The following is a 20,402-nucleotide window of genomic DNA, read 5'->3' on the forward strand; positions in this document are numbered from 1 at the left end:
GGCAGTTTCCTTCACAAATTGGTTTGAGCTGTATTGGTCGTCTTGCCGTCATTCGCAAGCCGGTGCCACGCGTGATGGATCGACGCGGGCTGGCCGAAGCCGCCCGCCTTGGTCACGACGGGGAGTGTCTTTCCTTGCAGTAGGCATTCGAGGAGCGGCATGCCGTCCTCGATTTCGTCGACGACCCGCAAGGCGCTCGCGCCGGCTGCGGTGAGCAGCGCGCGCGCCGTTTCGCCGCCCGTCGCGATGATCCCGCCTGCGTGACGCACGGCGGGCGCCAGCAACGCGGCAAGACGGTTGCAGAACAGCAGGCCGTCCTGCACATCACCGCGCTGCGTCTGGCTCAACGAGACCACCACATGCTGGCCGCGACGCAGGGCGTCGCATACGACAGTCGTCACGTCGTTGCGCGGGTCATCCAGCGCTGCGACAGCGACCTCGAGCGCTACGAGGCTGGCGCCGGCGTTGACCTTGAGGCACTCCAGCTGCGCATGCGAGATACTCGACATGCTGCCGACGACCGTGAGCACGGGGCCTTGCGGATCCTCGCGATCGGCCGCCGGGCCGGTCGTGCTTCGGATTGGCGCCAGCGCTTCGATGACGGCGGGCGCCAGACCTGCCGAGCCCACCCAGAATACGTCGTCGAGCATGGCCGATGCGCGGGCGATGCGTTGCAGATCATCGTCGGATTCCGCATCGCACACGACGGCTTGCGCGCCGTCGGTTTGCCACTGGCGCAGGTATGCCGCGAGCGTGTCCGGTTCGCCGCGCACCGCGCCGATTGTCGCGTATGCGACGCGCAGATCCTCGGCTGAAAGCAGCGCAACCAGGTCGGCCTTGCCAGGGATGTTTTCGTTGCGCCAGTATTCGCTCGCTTCGACCGGCACGCCGCGAACCCATTGGCGGCCGTCTCGCGTCGTGCGTCCGGATGCCGGGTAGGCGGGGCAGACGATCGCCATGCCGAGGACTGACGCCAGTGCGGCGACTTCAGCAGCGACATTGCCTCGCAACGTAGAATCCACCTTCTTGTAGACGCGCGTGCCTGCACGCGACAGCGACTCGACGGCGGCGACGTTGCGTCGGGCGGCCACGTCCTTCGATGCGCGGCGCGAGTCCACGTCGACCGACAGGATGTCGATGCCGCTCATCGGCGCCGGCGCATGCTGCGTGTCGAGCACGACCATCGCCGTCAATCCGTGACGCAAGCCGGCCACCGCGCAATCGGCCGCGCCCGACAGGTCGTCGGCGACGATCAGCAGCCGCGGTGCGTCCTGTGTGACCGTGTTCATGGCAGCAGGCGACGGTAGATCGACTTCATGTCGTCGAGCGTCAGCGCCTTCGGATTGTTGCCGAGCAGGCGCTTGACCTTCGATGCCGCAACCGCCAGCGCGTCGAGATGTTCTTCCGATACGCCGAATTTGCGCAGGTCCTGCGGAATGTCGACGGCCGCCGTCCATTCCACCATCTTGTCGATCAGCTTGCGTGCTGCGACCGGGTCCGAATCCGTTGTCGGCGCCAGGTCGAGTGCGCGCGCAACGTTCGACAGCCGGCCTTCGATCGCATCGAGGTTGAAGGCCATCACGTGCGGCAGCAGCATCGCGTTCGCGACGCCGTGCGTGACGTTGAACATCCCGCCGAGCGGGTAGGCCAGCGCATGCACGGCGGCCGTGCCGGCGGCGGTGAGTGCGAGGCCGCCGTACATCGACCCGAGCATCATCGCTTCGCGTGCCTTCAGCGATTGACCGTTTTCGTACGCCTCGACGATGTTCGCGCCGATCAGGCGCATCGACTCCATCGCGTACATGTCGCTGATCGGGTTCGCCTTCGTCGAGATGTACGATTCGAGCGCATGCACGAACGCGTCCATGCCGGTCGCGGCCGTGATCGGCTTCGGCAGGCCGAGCGTCAGTTCCGCATCGAGAATCACGATTTTCGGCAGCAGGTGACGACTGACGATCCCCACCTTCAACGATTCGTCCGGCAGCGTAACGATTGCGTTGGGCGTGACTTCGGAGCCGGTGCCGGCGGTCGTCGGCACCAGGATCATCGGCACGCCGGGGTGCTTGACGAGGTCGATGCCGAGCCAGTTGCGCAGCGGTTCGTCGTTGGTCAGCCGGACCGCGAACAGCTTCGCCGCATCGAGCACGCTGCCGCCGCCGATCGAGAGAATCGCCTGCGGCGCAAAAGGCTCGATCTGCTCCTTGTACACTGTCTCGACGTTGCCGATGGTCGGCTCCGGCTCGACGCCGCGAATGATGCGCACGTCGACGTCTTTCGCTTTGAGCGATTCGATCACGCGATCGGCGACACCCAGCGCTTCCATTGCGGGCTGCGTGATCAGCGCGATGCGCTCGATCGGCGTATCGAGCAGCGACAGCTTGTCGGGGAGCGTGGCGAGGCTGCCGGCGCCGTGGACGATGTGCTTGACAGTCTGGAAGTGATAAGTCGTCATGCTGATGACCTGTTTCAGTGGCCGCGTGCGGCGTCGTGGTAAATGGAGAGCGCTTGCGCCAGCCGCTCGCGCGCACTGTCGTCAAGCGGTTGCGCGGGAGACCGCGCGGGCCCCGCGGGCATCCCGAGCATCTGCGCGGCGGTTTTAAGCACGACGGGCATCGTGCCCAGCGCGAACGCGTCGCGTAGCGCGCGCAGCGATTCCTGGGCGGCGCGCGCGCCGGCGATGTCGCCGGCCTGGAACTTGTTCCAGATCGACATGACCACGTGCGGGACGGCATTGGTCGTCGCGGCGACCGCACCGTCGCCACCCGCGATCAGCGTCCAGAGAATCATCGAGTCGGTGCCGGTGAAGACCGCGAAGTCGTCGCGCCGCAGGTTGATCAGCTGCAGCAAGCGATCGAAGTCGCCGCCGCTGTCCTTGATGCCGCGGATGTTCGAAATCTCCGACAGGCGGCGCACGGTATCGACCGTCAGCGTGATGCCCGCTTTCGCGGGGATCGTGTAGAGCATGACCGGCAGCTGCGTTGCTTCTGCGATCTTCTTGTAGTGCGCGTAGAGCTCGGGCTGCGTCGCGCCGTTGAAATACGGCGTGATCACCGATACGGCATCCACGCCGACCTCGGTCATCTTCCGGTTCAGGTCGATCACGTCACGCGTCGCGTAGGCGCCGGTGCCGGCGATGACGGGCACGCGCGAACGGGCCTGACTGACCGTGATGCTCGCGATGCGCAGCTTCTCTGCTTCGCTCAGTGCGATGAATTCGCCGTTGGTACCGAGGACGAAGAGCCCGTGCACGCCCGACTCGATCAGTCGTTCGACCAGTGCGCGCAGACCCTCTTCATCGACGTTCTCGTCTGCCGTCATCGGCGTGATCAGCGCGGGAACGATCCCCTTGAACGACATTGACATGCTTGCTCCATCGAGGACGGGACGGCCGGTGGAATCGCCGTCTCCGGGGTTATGCCGGAATCAGTGGGGCCGAGCGCCGGCGGCAGAGACCGTGTCGCTGTGCACGCCATCCGATGCAATTCGTATGAGGGAACGCGTTGTCCGTCATGTTCTTCGATGGACTTGCGCGGTTCGATCAAAAATTTGCTTGATGTGTGCATTCTAGCGGATATCGTGATCGATTCAGTCAATGAAAACCCTTATATGATCGAATCGATCATTTTGGTCGTTTGCGGAAAGAAATGCGACAGACTTGGCTCCAGACCGCGCGTCGCACCCTGTTGCAATGAGTTGGGCCAGAAGAGCGGCCAGTGGCGGCGAAGGCCTGGACGCACAGCGCTTGATCTTCAGAGGAGTTTGATTCTCGTGAGCGCGAGGTATCTGATCGGAACGAGCAAATCGGCGATTCGCTTTGGTGCGTTTGAATGGCCCCGGGGGCGATGCCGCTTTCATCTGCAGTGGGTTGGTCAGTCCATGGCGAATGCTGACGATCCGAGAATAGCCCGTTGCATCGGTCTTGGAGCTGACCCTGTAATCCCGGACACAGCATCACACCAAGGTTGCTGAATCCATCGCACGTCGGAACGCTCGTGGCGAACGATATTTCAACGCGCTATGGGGAGGCTTCTCGTTGTAATGCTCGACGGCGATAGCCAGGTTGCGTGCCGCAGTCGATCAGCGTCGTTCGCTTCGCCCCAACCGCAATTCGCTGTCGCGTGCCGATCCTGTCGTCGGGACGAGCGCGCCAGCAAGCTACGGAGCCTTGTCATCACAGCGTGATTGCCTGTTGAAACTCGGGTTCCGCGCAACGCGTGAGCGCGACTGCGGGCCCGGCGATGGCGCCGCAGGGAAGTTGACACTTTCCAGTGCGCGTCGCGCTTCGGCCAGCAGCCGCACCGTATATCGACCGGATTGCGCGGCAACGCACGCGCCGGGCGCGATGCGATTCCGACGCGACAGCCATGCGCTTTCGTTATCGCTCAGCGGCCGTCGCGTGCGGCGTGCGTGCAACCTCGGTCGCCACCACTCGAAGCGCGTCAATCACTGCACGCGCAGCCGGTGTCGGCGGGCTGCCGGCGCGCGTCATCAGGCCGATGTCGCGGGTGGTTCCGTGCATCGGCACGTCGAGCACGGCAAGTAGTCCCGCTTCGCATTCATAGTGCAGCTGCTGCGCGGACAGCACCGCGAGCATGTCGGTGTGTCGCAGCAGGCCGCGAATCACCGCGAGGTCGGCGCTCTCGACCGTCGCCATCGGCGGCTTGAGCTTCATGCGCCGGAACAGCGATTCGAACAGGCCGCGCGCGGGCGAATGGCTGCGCGGCAGGATCCATTGCGCACCGGCGAGGCTCGCAAGCGCGAGGTTGCGCACGCCGGCGAGCGGGTGATCGTGACGCGCAAGGACGACAAGGTTCTCGGACATCAGCCGTTCGCTGTCGAGGTCGCTCGCCGGATCGCTCGCGCGCAGCGCGCCGAGGATGAAGTCGATGTCGCCCGCGCGCACGCCGGCGACGAGCGCCTCGTATGCGCTTTCGTCGGTGATCACGCGCACCTTCGGAAATCGCGTGACGACGCGCGCGACCGCTTCGGGCAGCATCAGGGTGCGGCCGAGCGGCAGCGCACCGACCGTCACGGCACCCTGGATGCTGCCGTGCAGCGCGGCGACGTCGTCGGCGATGTGCCGCAGTTCGTTCAGCGCGCGCCGCACGTGCAGCAGGAACGTCTCGCCGTCGGCCGTCAGCAGCAGGCCGCGCGGATGTCGATGGAACAGCGCGAAGCCCGCGCCGCTCTCGAGAATCCGGATCGCGCTGCTGACGGCCGGTTGCGTGACGCCGAGCGCACGCGCGGCGCTCGGCATGTGCCGGTGCCGCGCGAGCGTCGAGAACAGCTGGAGCCGCCGCGTGTTGAGCAGGTACGCGGGCAGGCCGCCGTCGGCCGACGCGCGGCGGCGCGACTGGCGCAGCGCACACCAGTTCGCGAGCGCACCGAGTTCGGCGATCACGCGCTCGCCGCGCTTGAGCACCGCACGCCCGACCGGCGTCGTGAGCATTCCGGACGGCTTGCGATCGAACAGCGCTTCGCCGACCACTGTTTCGAGTTCCTGCACCGCGCGCGTGACGGCCGACTGCGCGCGAAACAGCGTCGCGGCGGCCCGGCTTACGCTGCCCGTTTCGGCAACGCGCTGCACCGCGTACAAGCAGGCGAGGTTCGGAAGTTCGGTGTTGTCCATGGGCGTTCGGGCGGTGTGCGTCGCGGCGGCAGCCGCGCGCACGACATGCGTGTATCCGGGCGGCCTGCGCCGGCGGCGCAGCTGGTTGAACGACTTTACCGGAACGGTGGTGGGAGAGCTTGCGTCGTGCTTATCGACCCATCTGTTTTATTTATCGGCAATGAATCACCTAGTGACCGGTTGTGGCTCGCGGGCCGCCGAATGCCGACGCGCTAGCGCCATATCCGGCGGGCTTCCGGGCGGTCGGCGAGGTGCTTCGCATCCCGGTTGAAAGCCTGCCAGATATGCAGATTCGCCAAAAAATCAGGGTTTACCCTGACTGTCTTGCCTGGCCGGCGACTGAGTAATTTCGATCCCGGGGACCGCAAGCACACGGTTGCCGGCGCATCGGGCCGCCATCTGATTCATTGTTCGCCCGATCCGATCACGAAAGGGGCTTGCGCGCGGCGCGGCACCTGCAACCACGAGCGAGGCAGCGCAATGGGACGACAGCACATCATCGGAGCAGGCGGATCGACGGACGCATCGGCGGGCAGCACGCCGCTTTCCGATACGGTACGCGCGGGCATTCGCGGCGGCTTCGCGGGCGCGGTGCTGATCTGGGTCTACGAGGCGCTCGTGTGGGTCGGCGCGCAGCATCTGATGCCGCTCGCCGGTATCCCGCGCAACGCGACGGGGCTCGTGTTCGGCAAGGCCGCACAGGACGCGCTCGGCATTGGCGCGTACTTCATTGGCACCGCGATCCATTTCGCCTTCGCGCTGTCGTGGGGCATCGTGTTCGCGGCGATCTGGCCGTGGTTTCGCCGGCGCGGCTTCGAGGCGACGTTCGTCGCGCTGTTCTTCGCGATCGTCGCGTGGATCGTGATGCACGCGCTGATCATGATCGCGTCGAGCAATCATCCGAACTATTTCGACCCGAACGTGATCATCGGCGGGTTCATGTCGCATTTCGTGTTCGCCGTTCCGCTCGCGCTGGTCGTCAAGCGCAGCCTTGCGCCGTAGCCGCACCGGCGCGCAGCGAGCGAACGCGCACGCATTCAATCAGTAACGAACGGCGCGGCCTGACCGCGTCGGAGCATACGAAGGAGCATTGGCATGGCACGGATTATCGGAGGCATTGCGGCCTCCCACACGCCCACGATCGGGTTCGCGTTCGACAAGAACAAGCACGACGATCCCGTCTGGGCGCCGATCTTCGAAAACTTCGCGCCGCTGGCCGCGTGGCTCGCCGACAAGCGTCCCGACGTGCTGCTGTTCATCTACAACGACCATGTGACCTCGTTCTTCTTCGATCACTATTCGGCGTTCTCGCTCGGCGTCGGGCCGCAGTGGCATCCAGCGGACGAAGGCGGCGGCGCGCGCGACCTGCCGCCGGTCGCCGGCCACCCGGCGCTCGCCGCGCATATCGGCCAGTCGCTGATGGCCGACGAGTTCGACATGTCGTTCTTCCAGAACAAGCCGCTCGACCATGGCTGCTTCTCGCCGCTGTCGGCGCTGTGTCCGCACCGGCCCGACTGGCCGGTGCAACTGGTGCCGCTGCAGATGGGCGTGCTGCAGCTGCCGGTGCCGTCCGCGCGCCGCTTCTACCGGCTTGGCCAGGCGCTGCGCCGCGCGATCGAAAGCTATCCGGAGGACCTGCGCGTCGCGATCGTCGCGACCGGCGGACTGTCGCATCAGGTGCATGGCGAACGTTCGGGCTTCAACAATCCCGAATGGGACGCACGTTTTCTCGATCTGCTCGAGCGCGACCCGGAGCGCCTGGCCGGCATGCCGCTCGGCGAATATGCGACGCTCGGCGGCTTCGAAGGCACCGAGGTCGTAATGTGGCTCACGATGCGCGGCGCGTTGCCGGCGGGCGTCGTGTGCCGCCACCGCAGTTACTACCTGCCGTCGATGACGGGGATCGCGACGGCCGTCTACGAGCCGGCGGACACTGAAGTCGACGAGGCGGCGGCAGAGCGTCACCGGCAACGGATCGCGGCCGAACTCGCCGGCGTCGAGCAACTGCCGGGCACCTATCCGTTCACGATCGAGCGGGCCGTCCGCGCGTACCGGATCAACGACTATCTGCACCGGATGATCGAGCCCGCCCATCGCGCGCAGTTCCTGAGCGATCCCGAAGCGAGCTTCGCGGCCGCGGACCTCAGCACGGAGGAGCGCGACCTGATCCGCCGGCGCGACTGGCTCGGCCTGCTGCGCTACGGCGTGATCTTCTTCCTGCTGGAAAAGCTCGGCGCGGTGACGGGCGTATCGAACCTGCATATCTATGCGGCGATGCGAGGCGAATCGCTGGAGGACTTCCAGCGCACGCGCAACGCGCCGGGCGCGCTGTACTCGGTAGCCGGAAAGAGCGCCGGGCCGCTCGGCTGGGACGGCGCGGACCAGCCGGGCAACACGTAACGAAGACGAAGGCGCACGCGGGATCGCGGCGCCTGCGCGACTGGAACGCTGGAAGTGAAAAAGTTCATATAAATAGGATGACGAATCGATCAGTCGATCGTCGCAAAGGAGACAGGAGAGTCATGATGGCAAGTGGAAAGACAATCGACATCAAGTCGTTCATCGACAAGCAGCCGGTGTCGCGCTACCAGTGTCTGCTGGTCGTGCTGTGCTGCCTTGTCGTGATCGCCGATGGGATGGACGTCGCGATCATGGGGTTCGTCGCGCCGTCGGTGATTCGCGACTGGGCGATCTCGCGTCCCGAATTCGGGCTCGTGATGAGCGCGGCGCCGATCGGGCTCGTGATCGGCGCGCTGCTGGCCGGCCCGAGCGCCGACCGGTTCGGGCGCAAGCGTGTGCTGATCGCGTCGGTGTTCCTGTTCGGCGTGTTCACCATCGTGACCGCGCACGCGCACTCGCCGTTCGAGATGGCGGTGCTGCGGCTGCTCACGGGCATCGGCCTGGGCGCTGCGATGCCGAACACGACGACGCTGCTGTCCGAGTACGCGCCGCAGCGGATGCGGGCGCTGATGATCACCGTGATGTTTACAGGCTTCAACCTCGGCTCGGCGCTGATCGGCTTCGTCGCCGGCTGGCTGATTCCGCTGCACGGCTGGCGAGCGGTGCTGCTGTTCGGCGGCGCGCTGCCGCTGCTGCTGATTCCGCTGCAGCTGTGGCTGTTGCCCGAGTCGGCGCGGCTCCTGGCCGTGCGCGGTGCGCCGTCGCAACGCGTCGGCGCGCTGCTGAACCGCGTGTGCGGTGCCCGGTTCACCGGCAACGAGACGTTCGTGTCGAACGAGCCGCCGCTGCCGACGCGCAAGCCGATCGGCGTTCTGTTCTCGCAAGGCTATGGCCGCGTGACGCTGTCGCTGTGGATCACGTACTTCATGGGGCTGCTGGTGATCTACCTGCTGACCGGCTGGCTGCCGACGCTGATCAAGGATGCCGGGTTGTCCGTCAGCACAGCCGCGAACGTGACCGCGATGTTCCAGATCGGCGGCACGATCGGCGCGATCGGCGTGGGCTGGCTGATGGATCGCGTGCGCCCGGCGCCGGTGATCGGCGCCGCGTATCTCGGCGGCGGGCTGTGCGTGGCCGTGCTCGCCTGGGCCGGTGCGTTGTCGTCATCGCTCGCGCTGCTGGTGTTCGCGGCCGGCTTCTGCATGAGCGGCGCGCAGACCGGGCTGAATGCGTATGCGCCGGGCCGCTATCCGACCGTGGCACGCGCAACCGGCGTGAGCTGGATGCTCGGGATGGGCCGCTTCGGCAGCATCTTCGGCTCGGCGATCGGCGGTGCGCTGCTCGGCTTCGGCTGGAAGTTCGACGCGATCCTGTCGATGCTCGCGGTGCCGGCCACGCTGGCGGCCATCGCGATCATGACGACGCAGCGTGCGGCCGTGCACGGACCGCATGAACTCGAAAACCCGGCGCACTGACGCACGTCGCACACCGCCGTCCGGCGCGGCCGGTGCCAGGGTGCTGGACACCTCATCAAATGCAGGAGCATTAATGATCATCGATATTCACGGCCACTACACCACCGCGCCGAAGGCGCTGGAAGCGTGGCGCAATCGCCAGATCGCGGCGCTCGGCAGTCCGTCGGAGCAACCGAAGGCGGCCGAGCTGAACATCCGCGACGACGAACTTCGCGAATCGATCGAACACAACCAGTTGCGGCTGATGCGCGAGCGCGGCCTCGACCTGACGATCTTCAGCCCGCGCGCGAGCTTCATGGCGCATCACATCGGCGACTTCGCGGTGTCGAGCACGTGGGCGGCCGTGTGCAACGAGCTGTGCCATCGCATCCATCGACTGTTTCCCGATCACTTCGTGCCTGCCGCGATGCTGCCGCAAAGCCCGGGCGTCGATGTCGCGACCTGCATTCCGGAGTTCGTGCGCTGCGTCGAGGAATACGGCAACGTCGCGATCAACCTGAATCCGGATCCGTCCGGCGGCCACTGGACGAGCCCGCCGTTGTCGGACCGCTACTGGTACCCGATCTACGAGAAGATGGTCGAGTACGACGTTCCCGCGATGATCCACGTGAGCACGAGCTGCAACGCGTGCTTCCACACGACGGGCGCGCACTACCTGAACGCCGACACCACCGCGTTCATGCAGTGCCTGACCTCCGACCTCTTCCGCGATTTCCCGACGCTGCGTTTCGTGATCCCGCACGGCGGCGGCGCGGTGCCGTATCACTGGGGGCGGTTCCGCGGGCTCGCGCAGGAGCTGAAGAAACCGCTGTTGAAGGACCATCTGCTGAACAACGTGTTCTTCGATACGTGCGTGTATCACCAGCCCGGCATCGACCTGCTGACCGGCGTGATTCCGGTCGACAACATCCTGTTCGCTAGCGAGATGATCGGCGCAGTGCGCGGCATCGACCCGGAAACCGGTCACTACTACGACGACACGAAGCGCTACATCGACGCATCGTCGCTCGATGCGCAAGCGCGTCGCAAGATCTACGAGGGCAATGCGCGGCGCGTGTATCCGCGCCTCGATGCGCAACTGAAAGCGAAGGGGCTTTGATCATGACTGAACTCGGTGTGGTGTACCGCACGATCCAGCGTGCGGACAAGGATGTGGCGGCGCGGCTCGGCGCGCTCGGCTCGGCGACGGTGCACGAGGCAATGGGCCGCACCGGGCTGCTGAAGCCGTACATGCGGCCGATCTACCCGCGTGCGCAGGCGTTCGGCACCGCCGTCACGGTGCTGCTGCATCCGGGCGACAACTGGATGATGCATGTGGCGGCCGAACAGATCCGGCCGGGCGATGTGGTCGTTGCGGCGATCACCGCGGATTGTACCGACGGCTATTTCGGCGATCTGCTCGCGACCAGCTTCAGGGCGCGCGGCGCGAATGCGTTGATCATCGATGCCGGCGTGCGCGATGTCGCGGTGCTCGAGGCGATGCAGTTCCCGGTCTGGAGCAAGGCGATTTCGGCGAAAGGCACGATCAAGGCAACGCTCGGTTCGGTCAACGTGCCGGTCGTGTGTGCCGGCGCGCTCGTCCATCCCGGCGACGTGATCGTCGCGGACGACGACGGCGTGGCCGTGGTGCCGGCCGCGCGCGCGGCGCAAGTGCTCGAGAAGGCGGCGGCGAGAGAGGCGAACGAAGCGGCGAAGCGCGCGAAGCTCGCGTCCGGCGTGCTTGGCCTCGACATGTACGACATGCGCGAGCCTCTGCGTCAGGCCGGCTTGCGCTATATCGACTGATGCAGGTGGACGCGATGATGCAGACGCCGGAAGCAGCGGTGACGGTCACTGGCATTTCGTCGATGGCGACGCGGCCATTGCTCGCGCGGCTTGCCGCCGCTTACGAGCGCGACACGGGCACGCGCGTCGCGATCACGTCGGTCGGCGGCGTCGACGCTGCGCGGCGCGTGCGCGACGGCGAGCCATTTGATGTCGTCGTGCTCGCGTCCGATGCGATCGAGCGGCTCGCGGCGGACGGTCACGTCGAGCCGGGCAGCCGCGTGGATGTCGCGCGCTCTGGCATCGCGGTCGCGGTGGCGACTGGCGCGCGGCGGCCGGAGATCGGTACCGAGACGGCGTTGCGCGATGCGATCCTGGGCGCCGGCCGGATCGGCTATTCGACGGGGCCGAGCGGCACGCACCTGACGTGCCTGTTCGCCCGCTGGGGCATCGCCGACGCGATCGCGGCGCGTATCGTACAGACCCCGCCCGGCGTGCCGGTCGGCGCGTTGATCGCATCCGGCGACGTAGAGCTGGGCTTTCAGCAGTTGAGCGAGCTGATGGACGTGCCGGGCGTCGCAATCGTCGGCGCGTTGCCCGACGCCGTGCAGGCCGTGACGGTGTTCGCCGCCGCGGTCTCTGCCGTCGCGCGCGATCGCGCGGCCGCGGCGCGGTTCCTCGCGTATCTTGCGTCGCCGCAAGTCGCGCACATCAAGCGCGAACACGGGATGGAGCCCGCATAGAGCTGATGCGACCGGATCGATAAACGAATCGGATGGGATTCGCGGTTCTTCGCAACGAGTTCTCATAACGAGATTAGTTATGCTGATGAAGTGGTGAGCGGCGATGCGGCTCACACGATCTATCGAAGAATCAATACAACGTCGCCGCGTCGCCCGGTCCGGGCGAGCGGCATATCCAGAAGAAACGCAGGAGACAGGCATGCAGATGAACTGCAGGGCAGGGTGGACGGTGCGCGCATGGTATCGCGCGGCACGCGTGAGGCGCGATGCGCTGACCAGGGTGCTGGCGATCGGCATCGTGTGGATGTGTGCGGCGCTGACGGGCTGGCCCAATGCGGCGAACGCGGCGAGCACCGCCGGACTCGCGAATCTTCCCGCGGTGATGCCCGCGATGTCGTGCCCGTCGGTCGCGGCGCTCGACCTGAGCGGCGTGACCGACGGTACCGTCACGATCACGTCGGCGGTGCTGCTGCCGGCCGGCACGGTGGTCGGTAACAACACGCTGCCGGCGCCCGTGTGTGACGTGAAGGGCACGATCGGCCCGGGCGCGTCGCTGTTCGAACTGCAGCTGCCTACGCAGGGCTGGACGCAGCGTTACCTGCAAACGGGCTGTGGCGGCCTGTGCGGCAACCTGTCCGTCAATGCGCCGATGGCATCGACGTGCGTGCCAGTGACGAACGGCACGATCGCGATGGCCGCGACCGACATGGGCCACGAAGGCGGCAACGACGGTTCGTGGGCGCTCGACCCGAAGGCGAAGCTCGATTTCGCGTATCGCGCCGAACACGCAACGGCGCAGGTCGCGAAGGCGATCATTGGCAAGTTCTATGCACGGCCCGCGCGCTACGCGTACTTCGACGGCTGCTCGGACGGCGGACGCGAAGCGCTGATGGAGGCGCAGCGCTTCCCCGACGACTTCGACGGCATCGCCGCCGGTGCACCCGCAAACGACCTGCTCGTGCAGAACACGTTCCACCATGCATGGCCGAACGCGGTGAACACCGACCCGAAGACGGGCAACGCGATCCTGCTCGCCGGCAAGCTGCCGATGCTGCACGCGGCCGTGCTGAAGGCGTGCGACGGGCTGGACGGCGTGGTCGACGGCGTGATCGACAACCCGCGCGCGTGTCACTTCGATCCCGCGACGATCGTCTGCGCGCAAGGCCAATCCACTGCAACCTGCCTGATGCCGCAGGAAGCCGACGTCGTCCGCCGGATTCACGACGGCGCGACGACCGCGGACGGCATGCGGCTCGAGCCGCTCGTCTCGCGCGAATGGGGCTCGGAGCTGAACTGGACCCTCTTCGTCCCGGCGTCCGCAACCGCACAGAGCGGCACGATCGGCTTCGTGCTGCCGTTCCTGCGCTATCTCGACTACTACAACGCGTCGTATCCGTCCGCGGCGATCGGCGACCTGAAGTTCACGCTCGACGGCTTCGCGAAGACGGTGCCGGTATCGATCTACCTTGCCGCGACCGATCCCGACCTGAGCCGCTTTGCCTGGCACGGCGGCAAGCTGCTGCTGTGGCACGGGCTGGAAGACCAGCATATCTCGCCGCGTTCGAGCATCGAGTACTACGAAGCGATGAAGCGCTACATGGGCGACGCGCGAGTCGACCGCTTCGCGCGCTTCTACCTGTTCCCAGGCGTCGCGCACTGCGGCGGCGGGCAGGGGCCGAACGTGTTCGACATCCTGTCGCCGCTGATGGCATGGACCGAGACGGGCGCGACGCCGGGCAGGATCGTCGCATCGATCGTTGACGCGAACGGCAACACGACCCGCACGCGTCCGGTGTTCCCGTATCCGGCCACCGCGCGCTACACGGGCAGCGGCAGCACCGACGATGCGGCGAACTTCGTGGCCGATGCGCCGAGGGCCGACCCGTTCGTCGACCTGCACTGGGCCGGCGAATGGCTGTACTCGCCGGGTTACGAGGCGCAATGTCAGGTCCAGGATTCGCAACTCGTCTGCAAGGGCGGTAACGGCTGGCATGCGTATCGTCTGTGACCTGACGACGGTGTGCCACGACCACAACAACTCACGCATTCAACAAGGCAAGGAAGGAGACAGATCGAAGAAGAAGCAGCATCACGGGGCGCGCTGACCGCCATCGCGATGGCGGCGGCCGCACCGGCGTTTGCGCAGAGCAGCGTCACGCTGTACGGGATCGTCGACAACGGGATCGGCTACCAGAGCAACGCGACGACGCTAGGCTCGACGATCGGCGGCAAATCGGTGGTGAGGATGAACCAGGGCGTGTGGGCCGGCAGCCGTTTTGGCTTGAAGGGGGCCGAGGATCTCGGCGGCGGCACGAAGGCGATCTTCACGCTCGAATCGGGCTTCAACTCGGGCACCGCGCGACGCAGTACACCGATGCGATGTTCGGGCGGCAGGCGTGGGTCGGGTTGACCAATGCGACTTACGGCACACTGACCGCGGGGCGGCAATACGCGTCGTATTATCAGACGATGTCCGCGTTCAGCCCGACGACGTGGATCACCGGCTACTACGGCGCGCACCCGGGCGACGTCGACGGGCTCGACACGATCTATCGCGCGAACAACATGCTCGAATACACGTCGCCGAAATGGTACGGGCTGACGCTGAGCGGCTCGTATTCGTTCGGCGGCGTGGCCGGCAGCACCAATGCCGGCTCGACGTGGGCGACCGGCATCCGATCGTTCATTCTCGCGGCCCGGTACGGCGCCGTACCGACTTCGTATCCCGGCACCGCGCATCGTTGCAACTCGCTCTCCCTTTACGATGCACCGGGCGCTCAGCGTGAGCGGCAGGTGCGCAACGGGTAGGGCGGCCAGAGGCGACACCTGTCCGGCACGTAACCGTTCATATCGCGTGACCGGTGTGTGCCGTCCATCACGGCGAGCCGGCGATCCGCTCCGGCGTACCGCGAAATGAAACCAGGAGGGAATCATGACGATACTAGACCCGACCCATCGGCCATCGACCAGCGATACGGGTGCGGCGATTGTCGGCAGCGGGGCCGGCGACGGGCCCGGCCCCAACGTGATGGAAGCCGATACGCTCAAGGGAAACAAGCTCTTCACGTCCGACCGGCTGGAGATCGGGAAGATTTCAGACATCATGCTGGACGTACGCAGCGGCCGGGTTGCCTATGCCGTGCTGTCAAGCGGGGGCTTTCTCGGCATCGGCGGCAAACTTTACGCCATTCCGTGGAGTGCGCTGACCCTGGACACGGACGAAAAATGCTTCCGGCTCGACGTTACCGCGGACCACGTGAAAAATGCCCCCGCGTTCGACAAGGACCATTAGCCGTCGATGGCGGATGAGCAGTGGGGTTCGTCGCTTCACAAGTTCTACAATCGGCAGCCGTACTGGTCAGCGACCCGAGACGTCGCCATGAATCGTCCGCCCGCACATTGAAACGCCCTCGCCAGCCGGTAAAAATATGGATATCTGATGATTTTTATCGAATATAGATTCACCGGTCGGACGGTGTCATCACCTGACGGCAATAGATAGCAGCAGCATCCACAGATCAGTTACGTATTGGAGCTTTACCATGAACAAGGATCAAGTCAAGGGAACTGCGGAGAAGGTCAAAGGCAAGGTGAATGAGGTCATTGGCCGTGCCACGCACAACACGAAACAGGAAGTCAAAGGCGATCTCCAGCAAGCAGCCGGCCAGGCGCGCAAGAATCTTGGCGACGCCAAGGAAGCTGTCAAAAAAGCCTGATTGGACACGGAGGCTTCACGAGGGGGGCTATTCCCCTCTCGCACGGTGCTTCCGCATCGTGCAACCTCACTGCGGCTACTACCGTACAGACATCCGCTATCGGATGCGAGAACGTCGAGTTGCGTCCTTCGCGCATCGGGTTCCCGGCCCCCGTCGCGAGGCGCGCCTTCGAACCGATAACCGGCTCAATCGCGCAAGTCTTTGCTGCGGCAAAACGCCGGGTATCGCTGGAAGCTTCGCCCGCGTGGCTCCGTGGCCCACAAGCCGCGCAGCAGATCAGGTCGGCGTCTAACTTGAGGGGAGTTGCCATGTACAACATTGTCTGGCTCGTTGGAGCCGTGGTCATCGTTCTGTTCGTCCTCGGCTACTTGGGATTGAGATAGGGCATCTCGTTTACGTGCTCGTCACGCGATGGCTGGTCAACGACCGCGATCAAAACGATCCAGGTCGCGACAGCCATCGTTTATCGCAGGAAGCAAAATGAAGACGCTCAAGATCATCGGCTATGCGGGACTCGTGGCCGTCGCGATCATGCTGCTCGTCGCAATGTGCGCGATCCTGGAGGACGGCATGATTTCTCATGATGCGCAGCGGCCGGGACTGACCGGCAACACGCTTTCCATCCCCGAATCGCCGAATCACTTCGGTTAAGTCGCCCGCTACCGGCTGACCGTTCCCGACTTGTCTTGAGTGACCCCGGCATGCGGAGGGTGGAGGCGCATACGCCATTGTCGATGTCCGCATGGATCGAAAATCGGCATGCCGTTTTCAATCGACGCTTGAGACCAAGACAGCGTCGCAACAGGCAATCTGTGACCGCATCCCACGATGCGACCGCATCACTGCCGTTCCCGCATGGGTACGGCAGCGTACCGACTCCCGGGCTGCTCGCGCATAGGGTAGGTTGAGTTGACGGGTACGCATGCCACGACAGTTCGGATGTGTTCTCCAGCCGCATGCCCGGTACGCGCACCGAGCACACATCGACACAGGGGGAGCCTCGGCACGGCACGTCGACGCGCATCGTACATGCGTCGCGCTTCCAATGTCATCTCGCCGACAGCAATGGATACCGGGGCCGAAAGCCGGTGCTGCTCGAGGCGATGCGCAGTGTGATACGGCAATGATCCAGGCTGGGCATAGCGCGGAAACCAGCGCGCATTTCAGCCCGAAACGCTGCTCGAATCGAGAATGTTTCGGCCCGAATGACGGCGGGCGATTGCAGGCGAAGCGCGCATCGTCCCGGCTCGGAACAGAGCCCGACCGGCGCGCGCTTCGCACCGTCACACTGGCCGGCGACGCTCGCCGGCAATTCGTGCAACGAATACCGGAGCTGATCATGACACCTGTTTCTCCCAGCAATCCACTTCCGAGCAACGGCAGCGGCGCCCGCATCATCGGTCGCGCAACCACCACAGGCGGGCCTGGTCCTGATGTCATGGCGGCTACCACGCTGACCGGCGATAACGTCTTGTCATCCGATGGCAAGGAGATCGGGAAGGTCGTAGACATCATGCTAGACGTTGGCAGCGGCAGGATCGCGTACGCCGTGCTGTCGTGTGGCGGTTTCCTCGGGATAGGCGACAAACTTTTCGCGGTGCCGTGGAGCGCGTTCACCCTCGATACCGGCAAGAAATGCTTCCGGCTCGACGTAACAGAAGAACGGATGAAGAGCGCATCCGGATTCGACAAGGACCATTGGCCTGCGGTGGCGGATTCGCAATGGGGCGGGGCGCTTCATTCGGGTAATACGCCGCCGATGTAGCGGCACGTCAGCAGGAGGCTCGGCCGGCATTCCGCCATGCACGCGCCAGCGTGACTGCGGAATGCGGTGAGCGATTGCTGCTTTTTCAGATTCTGCCGTATCGCGTGCATCGCTCGATGCGCTCATCGCGATGGGCGGCAGGTCATCCATCCAGCAGCTGTGACCGGAGCATTCGCAATGAACAAGGATCAAGTCAAGGGCGTCGCGGAGAAGGCAAAGGGCAAGGTCAACGAGGAAATTGGCCGAGCCACTGGCGACACGAAGCAGGAAGTCAAAGGCGATGCCCAGCAAGCAGTCGGAGAAGTGCAGAAGAAGTACGGCGACGCCAAGGAAGCGATCAGGCAGCAGGCGAAGCAAGCGAAGAAGACGCATTGATCGCTGTGTCGGCCGCGACAGATGGATGCCGCGATACTGCGGCATCCATCGCCGCACAATCGCCGCAGTCGGGCGTTACCTCGTATCGCAGATTGCAGGACAGAACGTAGAGGCGCGGATCCTGCGCAGGTCTTTCACCCAATGTATTGGCGCCGGGCATGCCCGTGCGCGCCGCGACGCGCGGCGACATCCGCCAGCCGCGTCGACGAAAGAAATGTCTCGCGTTCGATCAGCCTAACGTGCATGCCGTCGCGAGCCGGAGCAAATCGATGAGTGCATCTGCCGGAAGCCCAACCAGCCACGCGCTACGCAAGGTGGCGCTGATGGCGTCGATGCTGATGGCGTGCAGCCTGCCATGCCTGGGAGGGACGCCTGCGGACGGTGCGGACGAGGCGGCCAACTTGCGAGAGGCTTACCGGCAACTGATTCCCCGGCTCGATCACAACCAGTTCGAGCGCCCGTTGTATCTCGACTCGGAAGAATCGTCTTCCACGCTCAAGGGTGAGGTCTACGCGGTGATGGCCTACCCGTTCGCGACCGTCAACGGCGCGTTCAATGACCCTTCGCGAGGCCCGTTGAACTGGTGCGACGCATTAATCCTGCACCCCAATATCAAGTATTGCCGTACTACCGACGCCGGCGGCGGCAATATGCTGATCGTGAACGTCAGCAAGAAGGAAGTTGCCGAGGAGCTCAGCACGACTTACCGGGTGCAATTCGAATACGACGCGGCGACCACCGGCCCGGGATACCTGCAGGTCAAGCTCCATGCGGACCGGGGACCATTGAACACCCGCGATTATCGGATTGCGCTGGAAGCGGTGGCGCTTGGCGACAATCGCACGTTTCTGCATCTGACCTATGCCTATAGTTACGGCGTGATCGGTCGTCTTGCGATGAAAACCTATCTGGCCGCCTTCGGTCGCGGCAAGGTTGGCTTCACCAACATCGCCGATCCGTCCGCGGCTCAGGCGGAATACATCGGCGGGATGCGCGGCCTCATGGAGCGCAACACGATGCGCTACTACCTGGCCATCGATGCGTATCTCGGCGCGCTGTCCAGCCCGCCCGGCAAGCGACTCGAGCAACGCCTGACCGACTGGTTCGACGCCAGCGAGCGATATCCGCGACAACTGCATGAAATGGATCGGCAACAGTACATGCAGATGAAATATGACGAATACTTGCGGCAGCAGACCGAGCAGTAGCGCTGGGGATGAGCCTGCGAGATACGCGCGCGCCGGCGCCGGCGCACTGCGATTCGTCATGGAAATCGTTTCGCAAATCGGAGGTTGGCGGGTGCGGTTCGGCTTCGAGTGATCGGGCGCACGTTCGGATCAAGCGCCGGGGTCCATGTGGCCATAGCGCGCAGGACGACTCGGGATGCGACGCGTTACATCGCTTACGGTCGGGCCGTCGTCACCGAAACGGAGCGCCACCATGAATGCAATCACACGGGTTCTAACCGCCGCGCTTGTCGCCGCGGCATCAGCCTCGCTGTTGTCGGATCGCAAGACGGTCGGCATGCACCTGCGCGACAAGATCGGCAGAAAGATCGCGGATTGGAGCGTGCCTGTCCAACCGGGGCACGTGGTACGGGTGACGAGCACGGGGGACCGATCAGGTTCGCGCAAACTGCCATGAGAAAAATCATCCTCAATGCACTGGCCGCATTCTTTGCGGGCGGAGTCTGGCTTGCCCCCGCGCCGAGCCACGCGTATGCGCTAGACGCTCAGTTCGACTGTAAAACCAACGCGCACGCGTTCATCGTGCGCCTGTTCAATCACGGCTATATCGATCGCGATCCGATGCGGGTCGAACAGAATTCGATCAACGCATTCCGGCCTACCAGTGACGCCGCGCTCACGGTGTTCGGCTTCAGCGTCTATGCCGTATTCGCCTATGAGCAGTATGACGCGCTGTTCAGGCAAGGAAGCGGCCACCCTCTGCCGGGCTCGATTTACGGCGTCGTCGTCAAGGCGCCGATCGATTCGGTCGAAGAGCATTCTCGGCTTGCGGGCAGCAAGGCCGTCGCGCATCAGGTCATTCCGTTCATTCTCACCGCCATCGTCTGCGCAAGGCCCTGAGACTGGCGCTGCACAAGCCGCGCTAACGGTGCTTGATGTCACGTGGGGAAACCCTTGACGGCGATTGCATGGAGCATCCGTTCGTCACGCGCGGGTTCGCCGCAACCGCGCCGAACCTTTAGATCGCAAACTCGGACATCGTCGTCGAGCGAAACGCGCACCAGAACACGCCGGTAGGTCGTGGGACGGTACGATCGACAGCGTCAACGACGTGCGACCTGTCCACGAGAGATGGTTCACCGAGATCTGGTTGCCAGTGTCAGTGCTCGAGTTCCATACGGCGCGTCATGGAGCCACATGGTTCGCATTCCTCTTCGATTTTACATAAGCTAAATCGTCGATGGGGCGCACGTCCCCGTGGTGGCCTGGATGCAACGTGCAGGGAAAGATGGCGAACACGTCTCGGTACCCTGTCGCGGCCCACGGCAGCTCCCCCTGTTTTAGTAGC

17 protein-coding genes and 3 pseudogenes are annotated in these 20,402 nt (G+C 64.8%); 15 read left to right on the forward strand and 5 right to left on the reverse strand.

Translation table 11 applies throughout. The annotated features are described in order from the left end of the window. Positions 1-11 precede the first annotated feature (11 nt). The 5 genes and pseudogenes from DIE08_RS33160 to DIE08_RS33180 form a co-directional block, all read right to left on the reverse strand. A complete protein-coding gene (locus tag DIE08_RS33160; protein WP_124906024.1) occupies positions 12-1,289 on the reverse strand; it encodes a four-carbon acid sugar kinase family protein in 1,278 nt (425 codons plus the stop codon). Continuing rightward, the gene (locus DIE08_RS33165) at positions 1,286-2,452 is read right to left on the reverse strand and encodes an iron-containing alcohol dehydrogenase (protein ID WP_124906010.1); all 1,167 of its coding nucleotides are present in this window, start codon (positions 2,450-2,452) and stop codon (positions 1,286-1,288) included. Before DIE08_RS33165 ends, DIE08_RS33160 begins: the two co-directional genes overlap by 4 nt. A 14-nt stretch (positions 2,453-2,466) precedes the next feature. After that, a complete protein-coding gene (gene dapA / locus DIE08_RS33170; protein WP_124629173.1) occupies positions 2,467-3,363 on the reverse strand; it encodes a 4-hydroxy-tetrahydrodipicolinate synthase in 897 nt (298 codons plus the stop codon). A gap of 588 nt (positions 3,364-3,951) precedes the next feature. Further along, positions 3,952-4,077: pseudogene (locus DIE08_RS33175) on the reverse strand (IS3 family transposase); the annotation flags it as partial. A gap of 298 nt (positions 4,078-4,375) precedes the next feature. Beyond that, positions 4,376-5,629 (reverse strand): LysR family transcriptional regulator, encoded by a 1,254-nt coding sequence (locus DIE08_RS33180; RefSeq protein WP_124629175.1) that lies wholly within the window; start codon positions 5,627-5,629, stop codon positions 4,376-4,378. A 480-nt stretch (positions 5,630-6,109) separates the two neighbouring features. Between DIE08_RS33180 and DIE08_RS33185 the strand changes: the two genes are divergently transcribed. The 15 genes and pseudogenes from DIE08_RS33185 (at position 6,110) to DIE08_RS33250 (ending at position 19,954) form a co-directional block, all read left to right on the forward strand. Beyond that, positions 6,110-6,631, forward strand: coding sequence for a hypothetical protein (locus DIE08_RS33185; protein ID WP_124629177.1), 522 nt, complete (start codon positions 6,110-6,112; stop codon positions 6,629-6,631). 93 nt (positions 6,632-6,724) lie between these two features. Then, positions 6,725-8,029, forward strand: a complete 1,305-nt coding sequence (locus DIE08_RS33190) for a gallate dioxygenase (protein ID WP_124906012.1) — start codon at positions 6,725-6,727, stop codon at positions 8,027-8,029. 125 nt (positions 8,030-8,154) lie between these two features. Beyond that, a complete protein-coding gene (locus DIE08_RS33195; protein WP_124906026.1) occupies positions 8,155-9,504 on the forward strand; it encodes an aromatic acid/H+ symport family MFS transporter in 1,350 nt (449 codons plus the stop codon). 73 nt (positions 9,505-9,577) lie between these two features. Then, positions 9,578-10,603 carry an amidohydrolase family protein gene (locus DIE08_RS33200; protein WP_124906014.1) on the forward strand — a complete coding sequence of 342 codons (1,026 nt, stop codon included), beginning with the start codon at positions 9,578-9,580 and terminating at the stop codon, positions 10,601-10,603. A gap of 2 nt (positions 10,604-10,605) precedes the next feature. Then, complete coding sequence (gene ligK, locus DIE08_RS33205) at positions 10,606-11,289, forward strand: 4-carboxy-4-hydroxy-2-oxoadipate aldolase/oxaloacetate decarboxylase (RefSeq protein WP_124906016.1); 684 nt, start codon at positions 10,606-10,608, stop codon at positions 11,287-11,289. Between the two features lie 14 nt (positions 11,290-11,303). Further along, positions 11,304-12,011, forward strand: a complete 708-nt coding sequence (locus DIE08_RS33210) for a substrate-binding domain-containing protein (RefSeq protein WP_124906018.1) — start codon at positions 11,304-11,306, stop codon at positions 12,009-12,011. 199 nt (positions 12,012-12,210) lie between these two features. After that, positions 12,211-14,019, forward strand: a complete 1,809-nt coding sequence (locus DIE08_RS33215) for a tannase/feruloyl esterase family alpha/beta hydrolase (protein ID WP_124906020.1) — start codon at positions 12,211-12,213, stop codon at positions 14,017-14,019. Between the two features lie 108 nt (positions 14,020-14,127). Next, positions 14,128-14,819 (forward strand): annotated as a pseudogene (locus DIE08_RS33220) (porin). Between the two features lie 124 nt (positions 14,820-14,943). After that, a pseudogene (locus DIE08_RS33225) lies at positions 14,944-15,414 on the forward strand (PRC-barrel domain-containing protein). Positions 15,415-15,553: 139 nt separating this feature from the next. Then, entirely contained in the window at positions 15,554-15,727 is a 174-nt protein-coding gene (locus tag DIE08_RS33230) for a CsbD family protein (RefSeq protein ID WP_012328521.1), read from the forward strand. Between the two features lie 480 nt (positions 15,728-16,207). Continuing rightward, entirely contained in the window at positions 16,208-16,378 is a 171-nt protein-coding gene (locus DIE08_RS35845; RefSeq protein WP_170296387.1) for a hypothetical protein, read from the forward strand. Between the two features lie 688 nt (positions 16,379-17,066). Next, positions 17,067-17,492 (forward strand): PRC-barrel domain-containing protein, encoded by a 426-nt coding sequence (locus DIE08_RS33235; protein WP_124906028.1) that lies wholly within the window; start codon positions 17,067-17,069, stop codon positions 17,490-17,492. 177 nt (positions 17,493-17,669) lie between these two features. Further along, positions 17,670-17,867: a CsbD family protein gene (locus DIE08_RS33240; protein ID WP_124906022.1), complete on the forward strand. Its 198-nt coding sequence runs from the start codon at positions 17,670-17,672 to the stop codon at positions 17,865-17,867. A gap of 269 nt (positions 17,868-18,136) precedes the next feature. Beyond that, positions 18,137-19,075 carry a hypothetical protein gene (locus DIE08_RS33245; RefSeq protein ID WP_124906030.1) on the forward strand — a complete coding sequence of 313 codons (939 nt, stop codon included), beginning with the start codon at positions 18,137-18,139 and terminating at the stop codon, positions 19,073-19,075. Positions 19,076-19,507: 432 nt separating this feature from the next. Continuing rightward, a complete protein-coding gene (locus DIE08_RS33250) occupies positions 19,508-19,954 on the forward strand; it encodes a hypothetical protein (protein ID WP_124906032.1) in 447 nt (148 codons plus the stop codon). Positions 19,955-20,402 lie beyond the last annotated feature (448 nt).

It is taken from the genome of Burkholderia sp. Bp9004 (assembly GCF_003858025.1).
Lineage (GTDB): Bacteria > Pseudomonadota > Gammaproteobacteria > Burkholderiales > Burkholderiaceae > Burkholderia > Burkholderia diffusa.